We start from the raw sequence: 9869 nt of genomic DNA, 5'->3' as shown, positions 1-9869 counted from the left end.
GTCTCGGGGAGGGGCCCCGCCCCGACGGTCGGCCTGCCCAGGCCCACGACGGCAGTGGCGGTCCCGGTGGCGGTCCGCGCCTCCCAGGCGTCACCCGCGCGGGTACGCCGGACGGCGAGCGGCCGGCCGGCGACCAGGTGGTGCGGCGCCGCGTAGCCGATCTCCACGGTCACCATGTCACCGGGCCGGATCACGCCCTCGGGGGTGAAGTGCACCAGCCGGTTGTCCGGTCCCCGACCCGAGAGACGGTGGGTGGCGGCGTCCTTGCGTCCCTCCCCCTCGGAGACCATCAGCTCGACCCGGCGACCGACCAGCGCGCGGTTCTCCTCCCACGCGATCTCGTCCACCAGGGCGACCAGCCGCCGGTAGCGTTCGCCGACCACCTCGGCCGGCACCTGGTCCGGGAGGTCGGCGGCGGGGGTCCCGGGCCGCTTGGAGTACTGGAAGGTGAACGCGCCGGCGAACCGGGCCTGGCGCACCACGTCGAGGGTGGCCCGGAAGTCCTCCTCGGTCTCCCCGGGGAAGCCCACGATGATGTCGGTGGTGATCGCCGCGTCGGGCATCGCCGCACGGACCCGCTCGATGATCCCCAGGAACCTCGCCTGCCGGTACGAGCGGCGCATCGCCCGGAGCACCCGGTCCGAGCCCGACTGCAGGGGCATGTGCAGCTGCGGCATGACGGTGGGCGTCTGCGCCATCGCCGCGATGACGTCGTCGGAGAACTCGGCCGGGTGCGGCGAGGTGAACCGCACCCGCTCGAGCCCGTCGACCTCGCCGCAGGCGCGCAGCAGCCGGGAGAAGGCCTGCCGGTCGCCGAGCTCCACGCCGTAGGAGTTGACGTTCTGCCCGAGCAGGGTGACCTCGGTGACCCCCTCGGCCACCAGCGCGCGCACCTCGGCGAGGATGTCGCCGGGTCGGCGGTCCTTCTCCTTGCCACGGAGGCTGGGCACGATGCAGAAGGTGCAGGTGTTGTTGCAGCCCACCGAGATCGCGACCCAGGCCGCGTACGCCGACTCCCGCCGCGTCGGCAGGGTGGAGGGGAACCTCTCGAGGGACTCCACGATCTCGACCTGGGCCTCCCGCTGCACCCGCGCCCGCTCGAGCAGCACGGGCAGCGACCCGAGGTTGTGCGTGCCGAAGACCACGTCGACCCACGGGGCCCGGCGGGTGATGGTGTCCCGGTCCTTCTGGGCCAAACAGCCCCCGACGGCGATCTGCATCCCGGGCCGGGCGGCCTTGACCGGGGCCAGGTGACCGAGGTTCCCGTACAGCCGGTTGTCGGCGTTCTCGCGCACCGCGCAGGTGTTGAACACCACGACGTCGGCCTGCTCGCCGGTGGCGGCAGCGACGTACCCCGCCTGCTCCAGCAGCCCGGTCAGCCGCTCGGAGTCGTGGACGTTCATCTGGCACCCGTAGGTGCGGACCTCGTAGGTGCGTGCGCTCATGACCGGTCAAGGGTACGGCGCGGGGCGCGGAGGCCCGCATCCACACGTCTGCCAGGTCACGCCGCCAGCACTGCCCCTGAGGGCCCGGACGCGGGAGAATGGAGATGGACGAGCTGGCGGCTCGGCGAAGAGGGTGAGTCCGATGACAGTCAGTCCGATGTCCCCTGTCCACACGCACACGCGCACGGCCCTCGTGGCCGTGGCGCTGGCAGCGGCTGCAGCGCTCCTGCTCGTGCTGGCAGAACTCGGTGGGGGTGGCGGCTTCGCGGCGGTGGTGGTCGCCTTCGTCGCGTTCGTCTCGGCGGTCGTGGCGAGGGTCAGGCACGAACGGTGGCTGTGGCTGTGGGTGCCGCTGCTGCTGTTCCCGGTGCTGGTCGTGTCAGCACCCCTGTGGGTCTGAACCGCCCACGGTCGGTGGCACGGGGGCCGCGTGAGCGACCTCCCGGCCACCGACCTGCTTTCCGGGCCACCTCGGAAAGCGTCCGGGGGTCGGTCAGATGAACAGCATCTGCGCTCCGGCGGTGAGCTCGATGAAGTCGGTGGCGGAGATGATCCCCTCGACTCCCTCGTAGAGGTCGTCCTCGGTCAGCTTGTTCATGTCCGCCGACATCCGGCAGGCCCACATGTGGCACCCGGAGGCCGAGAGGATCTCGAGGAACTCGGGCACCTCGGGGACGTCGAGGTCGGCGATGGACTTCTTCAGCATCTTCGTGGCCATGCTGGTCGCGCCGGGAAGCCCGCCGAGCATGTGGTGCATGGAGATCCCCGTGTGGCCCGGCGGGTGCATCGCGGTGTTGCCGACGAAGGAGAACTTCAGGTCCCCCATCGTCTCCTTGTTGATCATGTCGAAGCCCCAGAAGGTGAAGAACAGGTGGGTCTCGATGCCCTCACCCACGGCGGCGTTGGCCAGGATCAGGCCCGGGTAGGCCATGTCGAGGTTGCCCTTGGAGCAGATGATGGCGAGCTTGCGGTCCGAGGCGACGTCGTCGTCGAACGACGGGACGAACGGGGCTGCTTCGGTGGTCATGTGGTCCTCCTAGACCGGTACGGGATGTACGACGAGAGTGGTGGCGGGTCGAACCGGCCGACCCGCCCGGGGGGTCAGACGCAGCCCTTGGGCTTGGGCAGCCCGGCGACGTAGGCCATCTTCTTCGCGGGCTTGCCCGGGAAGAGGGTGAACAGCTCCTTGACCGGGATCCCGGCCTGGGTGCTGACCCGCCGCAGCGTGGGCGTCTCGCCCATCACGCCGTAGTCCTCGCGCAGGAAGCGGATCGCCTTCCAGTGCGCGTCGGTCAGGTCGATGCCGATCAGCTTCGCGAGCTCGGCACCGAGCTCCTCGGTCCACACGGTGGGGTCGGTGATGAACCCCTCCTCGTTGACCTCGTACTCGCGTCCGGCAATGGTGGTGGTGGCCATGGTGGTGCGTTCTCCTTCGATGTGGTGGTGGACTACTCGGGGTTCTTGCCGGTCATCTTCATGTCGGCCGGGAGCCCGAGCGGCCGGCCGGGCAGCAGGGCGTTCCAGTAGATGTGGCGGAACGCCAGCTTCCCGAGGTGGTTGGCGCGGGACTCCTTGAGCAGCGTCATCGGGCCGACCTTCGGCAGGGGGAACGTGCCGGTGAGCGGCTCGGTGTCGTAGTTGAAGTCCAGCAGCAGCGCCTTGCCCCCGCCCGACTCGACGAAGCAGTTCGCGTGACCGTCGAACGAGTGGGTCATCGGCTCCCCGTGCGCGAGCTGGACGAAGTTGTCCACGAAGATCTCGACGGAGAAGTGCGCCACCGAGCCGGCCTTCGAGGTGGGGATGTTGCTGGCGTCGCCAAGGGCGAAGATGTTCTCGTGCGCCGTCGACTGGAGGGTGTGCTTGTCGACCGGCACGTAGTTCAGCTCGTCCCCCAGCCCGGACTTCGCGACGTAGTCCGCGCCCATGTTGAGCGGCACGGTCACCAGCAGGTCGTAGGCCACCTCCCGCTCGTCGTAGGACCGGATGACCTTGGCCTCCTGGTCCACCGACTCGATCATGAAGTCGGTCTCCAGCGAGATGTTGCGCTTCTTCAGCTCGTTGCCCAGCTCACGGCTGGCCACCGGCTTGGTGAAGGCGCCGTCGAGGGGCGTCACGTACACGATCTCGACCCGGTCGCGGATGCCGCGCTTGGTGAAGTAGTCGTGGGCCAGGAACAGGAACTCCATCGGCGCGACCGGGCACTTGATCGGCATCTCGGTCACGTGCATGAGCAGCCGTCCACCGGTGAAGCTCTCGAGCGCCCGCTTGGTCGCGATCGCGCCGTCGTAGGTGTAGAACTCGGTGACGCTCTTGTGCCACTCGGGCCCGAGCATCCCCTCGGTCTGGTCGGGCCGCGGCGTGGTGCCGGTGGCGATGACCAGGTAGTCGTAGCCGAGAGTGCGCCCGTCGGCCAGCGAGACCTGCTGGGCGTCGGGGTCGACCAGCTCGATCTCGCCCATGACGACGTCGATGCCGTCGGAGTAGTACTTCCGCTTGGTCTTGCGGATCTGCTCGGGCGTGTTGATCCCGAACGGGATGAACAGGTAGCCGGGCTGGTAGTCGTGGATGTCGTCGCGGTCGACGACGGTGACCTTCCAGTCGGGAAGGCGCTTGTGCACTTTGTTGGCGATCATCGTCCCGGCGGTGCCACCGCCGAGGATGAGCAGGGACTTGGTGGCCGGGTAATTCATGGTTCAATTTGTACCCCCCGGGGTATCGGGCACGCGAGCCGGCGACGGTGTCTGGTCCGTCACGCAAGGCAAGGCGGCCCTAAGCCTCGGGTCGAGCATCAGGCGTCGGCGAACGGGAGGGTGTACGGCCAGCCGGCGAACTGCGCGGCCCCGGGTGAGGTCGGGTCGGTCTGCCAGGGCCAGCACTCCAGGCGGAAGGTGCGAGCGACCTTGTCGACGCGGGCGACGCCGTACCCCTCGCGCTTGAGGGCGCGGTCGCCGACCTCCTCGTTGCCGGGCTGGGCAGCCCGGACGGCGGCGAAGCTGATCTTGGGGTTGGCGACCGCCAGCACCCGCGCCTTGTTCCCGTACGGGTCGACCACGTCGCCCGTGAAGGGGCCGGTGGCGTTGGGCAGCGGGGCGGCCGGCTCGAACCACCGCTGCCAGGCGGACCCGGCGGCGGGTGCGGTGAACTGCAGGGGGCCGTCGGTGAAGGTGGTGATCCCGTGCCGCACCAGTGACCCGAGGTGCTGGTCACCGGACAGCATCACGGCGTGGGCGTCCTTGAGCAGCCGCAGGGCCGTGCTGCGCGCCGGTGCGGGTGCCCCGTTGGTGTCCGGGTCCTTGCGGACCACCCCGGACGGGTCCGTGGTGAGCGAGGCGAACAGCGTCTGGGTGAGACAGACCTTCGGCTGCCCGGGGTGCATCCCGGCCCAGGCCCGCAGAAACGCTTCCTGGCGCGCGCCGAGCAGCTGGCGCGGGAGCGGCAGCGGCGCACCGGACTGGTCGGTGCCGCTCGGGGTGGTGTCCTTGAACTTGCGGTCCTCGAGGACGGCGAAGGACACCCCGCCGTAGCTCCAGGCCGCGTAGTAGACGGTGAGGCCCTGCAGCACAGGCGTGGGGTCGTACGGGTCGGGGTTGTGGCTGCACTGGATCCGCTGGACGAGGTTGACCCAGTTCGCCGGCATGAGGTACCCGCCCCAGTGGTAGTCGCCGCCCGGGGCGGCGCGCCCCGACCAGCCCCAGAGGTTCGGGTGGTACATGTCGTGGTCGTCGACCAGGCAGATCGTGGGGGTGGTGCGGGTGATCTCCGCGAACGACCACAGCCACAGGTAGTAGCGGGACAGGACGTCCAGCAGGTTGGGGTTGAGGTTCTTCACGGTGGGCCGGTTCTCGTAGTACTGGTCGCCCAGCGCCACCAGGAGGTCGGGGTTGTGCGTGCGCAGGTTGGCGACGAGCTCGGCGTAGGGGAAGTAGAGGTTCTCGGTGGTGTAGAGCCCGCGGAAGGTCTCCCCGGGGAACTTGGGTGCGCCGCTGCTCTGGACGTCGAGCCTGCGGTAGGTGTGGATGAAGCAGTCGACCATCGCCACCGCGAGACCGGACTGGTTCGTCGGGTCGCGCCGGATCGTGCCCGTGTACGACGCCTGCTGGGCGGTCCCCGCCGCCCATCGCACGCGGAACTCCCACCGCCTGGAGGCGTCCCAGTCCGTGACGCGGAACAGCGCGAGGTAGCCCCCGCCGATGGTGACGGTCTGGACCGTGGTCCACGCGGTGGTCCCGGGCGCCCGGCGCTGGAGGGTGGCCCGCTGCGGGTCGGTGGACCCGATCGGCATGAACTGTGCGCTCAGCTTCAGGACCGAGCCCGACACGGAGTAGAGGGTTCCCAGGATGGGGCCGGTCTCGTGCGCGAGGACGGCGATCTTGGGCCCGCCGGCCTGGAGGTCGCGGAACCAGTGCCGGGCCAAGGAACCGGTGGCGGTCGTGCTGGAGATCAGCGAGATGCCGCCGACCAGCGCCGCGGACGCCACGCCGGTCCTGGTGGCCTGGGAGAGCACGCTGCCGTCGTCGTACCGCTGGGCGGTGAGCGTGAGGGTGAACCCGCCGGCGCCGTCGGGGGTGATCTCGAGCAGGAGCAGCACGTCCTCGGTGAGCGTCCGGGCCGGCGCGGGTCCGCTGCGCGTGGCCGCGGGCAGCTCCGCGAACGCGAACTGGCTGGTCTCGCTGGTGTGGTCGCGGAAGCGCACCTGGCCGTCGCTGTCGTACGTCGCAAGCAGCCCGCCGCCCTGACCTGACGCGGCCATCACCAGGGCCGCCGCCCGCCAGTCCAGGGCGCCTCCTCCGGCGCCGACCAGGAACCCGCTGAAGCCAGCCCCGGCGGCGAGCGTTCCCGTGCGCACCGCGAGGGCTCCGGCGGAGTCCCCGACGACGACCTGACGGGTGAGCACGCCGACCGTGCGCCCGCCCGCGTTCGCGGTCAGCGCCTCGATGCGTCCGGCGTTCAGCCGCCAGTCGGCCAGCCGGTTCGCCCAGTACTGCGGCGCCAGCCACGTCCGGGTGGTGCCGGTGGGGACCGAGTCCACGCGGCTCAACGCCACCCCCGCCCGCGCCCGGGCGAGGTCGGGCCCGGTGAGCGCTGCGGCCGCGATCGCGGCCACAGAGGCACCCGCGGTGCCGGTGAGGAGTGCTCGACGGGTGAGGTGATCGCCCATGGCTGCCCGCCTGTCCCGGGGCGGCGCACGTCGCACCGGAGCCGCCATGAGGGTGGGTGCGCCGACCCGGACGGCTCCGGGTGCCGGACTCCGCTCCCGTCGGTGGAGAGTTGATGGAGCTGTCGGGGCCGTGGCCCCGGCCGGCGGCGGCATCCGAGACGTGCACGTCGCATGTGGTGCGAGTCGGACGCACCGGTGCGTCCACGGTGCTCGCGGACCTGGAGGCTGTCAAGCCCCCCGCCCCGCCCCGCCGACCCTCCGCACCCCGTCTGCCGCGGGGCTGTTGTCGTCAAAACGCCCATTTCGGGGGCCCTGAGCGACCACAACCCCGCGGCAGTCGGGGGGGGACGCACGACGCCGAGGCCGACCTCATCTCGATATCAAGATTCTTGACCGTCCGCTAGCATCGAGGCTATGCAGGACGAGGTGGACCACCTGGTCGAGGCCTGGGCCCGTGAGCGCGGCGACCTCGACCTCGCCCCGGTGGAGGTGTTCAGCCGGATCTCCCGGCTGGCCCGGCGCGTCGACCAGGTCCGCCGGGAGGCGTTCAGCGCCCACGGCATCGAGCTGTGGGAGTTCGACGTGCTCGCCGCGCTGCGTCGGGCGGGTGCGCCGTACCAGCTCTCCCCCGGCCGGCTGCTGCGCGAGACGCTGGTGACGAGCGGGACGATGACCAACCGGGTGGACCGGCTCACCGCGCGCGGGCTGGTCGAGCGCTACCCCGACCCCGACGACCGGCGGGGCGTCCTCGTGCGGCTGACCCCGGAGGGCAAGCTGGCCGTCGACGGCGCGTTCGAGGCGCTGCTGGAGGCCGAGCACGGCCTGGTCGCCACCCTCTCGGCGAAGGACCGCCGTCAGCTGGCGGTGCTGCTGCGCCAGCTGTTGGCCCCCTTCTCCTGACCAGGTACGCCGGGTGGCTCAGCCCAGGAGCTCGGCGGCGTCGAGCCACTCCAGCTCCAGCCGCTCCTTCTCGGCGGTGAGGGCCTGCAGCCGGGCGCCGAGGTCGGCCAGCCGCTCGTAGTCGTGGGCGTGGGCGGCCATCTCGGCGTTCAGTGCGGCCTCCTGCTCCGCGACCCGCGCCAGCTGCTTGTCGAGCCGGTCGAGGGTCTTGCGGGCGGTCCGCTCCTCAGCGCTGCCCGAGCGGGCTCGGGGCTCGTCGGCAGGCGGGGGCGCCGGCCGGGCGGCTTCAGTGGCGGCAGCGGCTGCGGCGGCGTGCTCGGCCGCCCGGTGCTCGAGGTACTCCTCGACGCCGCGGGGAAGCATCGACACCGTGCCGTCGCCGAGCAGCGCCCAGACGGAGTCGGTGACGCGCTCGAGGAAGTAGCGGTCGTGGGAGACCACCACCAGCGTCCCCGGCCAGCCGTCGAGGAAGTCCTCCAGCACGGTGAGCGTCTCGATGTCCAGGTCGTTGGTGGGCTCGTCCAGGAGCAGCACGTTCGGCTCGCCCAGCAGCAGCCGCAGCAGCTGGAAGCGACGGCGTTCGCCGCCGGAGAGGTCGCCGATCCGGGCGGTCAGCCGGTCGCCGGTGAAGCCGAACCGCTCGAGCATCGCGGTGGCGGTGACCTCCCCGTCGGCCGTGCGGGCCACCCGGCGGACGGACTCGACCGTCTCCAGCACCCGCGCCTCGGGGTCCAGCGGCGCCTCCCCACCCGCGGGCGAGAGCGTCGGCTCCTGGGTCAGGTGGGCCAGCGCGACGGTCCGGCCCTGCCGGACCCTGCCCTGGGTGGGAGTCAGCGACCCGGACAGCAGGGCCAGCACCGAGCTCTTGCCCGAGCCGTTGACGCCGACGAGGCCGACCCGGTCCCCCGGGCCGAGCCGCCAGGTCGCGTGCCGCAGCAGCGTCCGCTCCCCGCGCACCAGGTCGACGTCCTCGAGGTCGACCACGTCCTTGCCGAGCCGCTGGGTGGCGAATCGCTGGAGCTCCAGGCGGTCCCGGGGCGCGGGCACGTCCTCGACCAGGGCGGCGGCCGCGTCCAGCCGGAACTTCGGCTTCGAGGTGCGGGCCGGGGCACCGCGCCGTAGCCAGGCCAGCTCCTTGCGGAGGAGGTTGGTCCGGCGTGCCTCCCGGGCGGCGGCCTGCCGCTGCCGTTCCGCCTTGGCCAGCACGAAGGCGGCGTACCCGCCCTCGTAGACGTCGACGACCCCGTCGTGGACCTCCCACGTCGACTGGCACACGGCGTCGAGGAACCACCGGTCGTGGGTGACCACGACCAGGGCCGAGGCACGGCCCGCGAGGTGGCGGGCGAGCCAGGAGACTGCCTCGACATCGAGGTGGTTGGTGGGCTCGTCCAGCACCACCAGGTCGTGCTCGTCCAGCAGCAGGGCGGCGAGGGAGCACCGGCGCCGCTCGCCGCCCGAGAGCCCCAGCACGGACCGGTCCAGCGTCACCCCGCCCAGCAGCTCCTCGACGACCTCGCGGGTGGCGGGGTCGGCGGCCCACTCGTGGTCGGCCCGGCCGCCGAGGACCGCCTCGCGGACGCTGTGGGTGTCGTCCAGCGCGTCGCCCTGGTGGAGGAAGCCGATGTGCAGGCCGCGGGTGTGCGAGACCCGGCCGGCGTCGGGCTCCTCCAGACCGGCCATCACCTCCAGCAGCGTGGTCTTGCCGTCGCCGTTGCGGCCGACCACCCCGACCCGCTCCCCGGCGGCGATGCCCAGCGAGACCTCGGTCAGCAGGGGGCGGACGCCGTACGCCTTCGACACCCGTTCGAGGTTGACCAGGTTGGCCATCAGCCGCTCTCCAGGACGTGGGCCCCGTCGACGGGGCCGCGGGCGACCAGCACCACCGGGTGGTCGGCCCGCAGCCGGCCGGCGACCTCGCGCGCGTGAGCGGCGGACTCGCAGAGGAACACGCAGGTCGGCCCGGAGCCGGACACCAGCCCGCGCAGGGCGCCCGCCTGCTCACCGCGGGCGACCAGGCCGGCCAGGTCGGGGCGCAGGTCGAGGGCCGCGGGCTGGAGGTCGTTGTGCAGGGCGTCGGCCAGGCGGGTGGGGTCGCCGGTGGCCAGCGCGGCCAGGAGGGCGTCGGCCGGGGCAGGGGCGGGGTCGGCGTCGGGGAACAGCCGGTCGAAGTGCCGGTTGCGGATCTCGAAGTCGCCCATGGCGCGCCCTAGATGATCGAGCCGCGGGACGCTATCCCGCCGTCGATGGTGACGATGGTGCCGGTGATGTAGCCGGCGCGCGGCGAGGCGAGGAACACCAGCAGGTCGGCGACCTCCTCGGCGGTGGCCGGGCGGCCGCCGGGATACATCTTGTGCAATTTCTGCCAG

General features: G+C 71.8%; 10 protein-coding genes. 2 read left to right on the top strand and 8 right to left on the bottom strand.

Translation table 11 applies throughout. The annotated features are described in order from the left end of the window. On the bottom strand, nucleotides 1–1445 hold a 1445-nt coding region (gene miaB / locus PLP61_RS11175), incomplete at its 3' end, for a tRNA (N6-isopentenyl adenosine(37)-C2)-methylthiotransferase MiaB (RefSeq protein ID WP_324502792.1). A gap of 157 nt (nucleotides 1446–1602) precedes the next feature. On the opposite strand from miaB, the gene PLP61_RS11170 reads away from it, so the two are divergent. After that, nucleotides 1603–1845, top strand: coding sequence for a hypothetical protein (locus PLP61_RS11170; protein ID WP_324502791.1), 243 nt, complete (start codon nucleotides 1603–1605; stop codon nucleotides 1843–1845). Between the two features lie 93 nt (nucleotides 1846–1938). On the opposite strand, the gene PLP61_RS11165 is transcribed toward PLP61_RS11170, so the two are convergent. The 4 genes from PLP61_RS11165 to PLP61_RS11150 all read right to left on the bottom strand — a co-directional run bounded on the left by PLP61_RS11165 (nucleotide 1939) and on the right by PLP61_RS11150 (nucleotide 6603). Next, nucleotides 1939–2472, bottom strand: coding sequence for a DsrE/DsrF/DrsH-like family protein (locus PLP61_RS11165; RefSeq protein ID WP_324502790.1), 534 nt, complete (start codon nucleotides 2470–2472; stop codon nucleotides 1939–1941). A gap of 74 nt (nucleotides 2473–2546) precedes the next feature. Then, nucleotides 2547–2861, bottom strand: coding sequence for a TusE/DsrC/DsvC family sulfur relay protein (locus PLP61_RS11160; RefSeq protein WP_324502789.1), 315 nt, complete (start codon nucleotides 2859–2861; stop codon nucleotides 2547–2549). A gap of 32 nt (nucleotides 2862–2893) precedes the next feature. Beyond that, nucleotides 2894–4135, bottom strand: a complete 1242-nt coding sequence (gene sqr / locus PLP61_RS11155) for a type III sulfide quinone reductase, selenoprotein subtype (RefSeq protein ID WP_324502788.1) — start codon at nucleotides 4133–4135, stop codon at nucleotides 2894–2896. A 98-nt stretch (nucleotides 4136–4233) separates the two neighbouring features. Then, entirely contained in the window at nucleotides 4234–6603 is a 2370-nt protein-coding gene (locus PLP61_RS11150) for an alkaline phosphatase D family protein (RefSeq protein ID WP_324502787.1), read from the bottom strand. A 414-nt stretch (nucleotides 6604–7017) separates the two neighbouring features. Between PLP61_RS11150 and PLP61_RS11145 the strand changes: the two genes are divergently transcribed. Then, nucleotides 7018–7503 (top strand): MarR family winged helix-turn-helix transcriptional regulator, encoded by a 486-nt coding sequence (locus PLP61_RS11145; protein ID WP_324502786.1) that lies wholly within the window; start codon nucleotides 7018–7020, stop codon nucleotides 7501–7503. 18 nt (nucleotides 7504–7521) lie between these two features. On the opposite strand, the gene PLP61_RS11140 is transcribed toward PLP61_RS11145, so the two are convergent. From PLP61_RS11140 to PLP61_RS11130, 3 genes are read right to left on the bottom strand one after another with little or no spacing between them, the layout of a single operon-like run. Further along, the gene (locus PLP61_RS11140) at nucleotides 7522–9330 is read right to left on the bottom strand and encodes an ABC-F family ATP-binding cassette domain-containing protein (RefSeq protein ID WP_324502785.1); all 1809 of its coding nucleotides are present in this window, start codon (nucleotides 9328–9330) and stop codon (nucleotides 7522–7524) included. Continuing rightward, nucleotides 9330–9701 carry a hypothetical protein gene (locus PLP61_RS11135; protein ID WP_324502784.1) on the bottom strand — a complete coding sequence of 124 codons (372 nt, stop codon included), beginning with the start codon at nucleotides 9699–9701 and terminating at the stop codon, nucleotides 9330–9332. The genes PLP61_RS11140 and PLP61_RS11135 overlap by 1 nt, the downstream gene beginning before the upstream one ends. 8 nt (nucleotides 9702–9709) lie before the next feature. Then, entirely contained in the window at nucleotides 9710–9859 is a 150-nt protein-coding gene (locus PLP61_RS11130) for an SDR family oxidoreductase (RefSeq protein ID WP_324502793.1), read from the bottom strand. Nucleotides 9860–9869 lie beyond the last annotated feature (10 nt).

This window comes from Nocardioides sp., assembly GCF_035429765.1.
Taxonomy (GTDB): Bacteria; Actinomycetota; Actinomycetes; order Propionibacteriales; family Nocardioidaceae; genus Nocardioides.
This window is presented reverse-complemented; position numbering and strand designations above follow the sequence as displayed.

Bases quoted from the DNA above. Each gene is read 5' to 3' on its own strand.
- sqr (WP_324502788.1), bottom strand. From the start codon at position 4,135: ATGAATTACCCGGCCACCAAGTCCCTGCTCATCCTCGGCGGTGGCACC.
- PLP61_RS11150 (WP_324502787.1), bottom strand. From the start codon at position 6,603: ATGGGCGATCACCTCACCCGTCGAGCACTCCTCACCGGCACCGCGGGT.
- PLP61_RS11135 (WP_324502784.1), bottom strand. From the start codon at position 9,701: ATGGGCGACTTCGAGATCCGCAACCGGCACTTCGACCGGCTGTTCCCC.
- PLP61_RS11160 (WP_324502789.1), bottom strand. From the start codon at position 2,861: ATGGCCACCACCACCATTGCCGGACGCGAGTACGAGGTCAACGAGGAG.
- PLP61_RS11165 (WP_324502790.1), bottom strand. From the start codon at position 2,472: ATGACCACCGAAGCAGCCCCGTTCGTCCCGTCGTTCGACGACGACGTC.
- PLP61_RS11140 (WP_324502785.1), bottom strand. From the start codon at position 9,330: ATGGCCAACCTGGTCAACCTCGAACGGGTGTCGAAGGCGTACGGCGTC.
- PLP61_RS11145 (WP_324502786.1), top strand. From the start codon at position 7,018: ATGCAGGACGAGGTGGACCACCTGGTCGAGGCCTGGGCCCGTGAGCGC.
- PLP61_RS11170 (WP_324502791.1), top strand. From the start codon at position 1,603: ATGTCCCCTGTCCACACGCACACGCGCACGGCCCTCGTGGCCGTGGCG.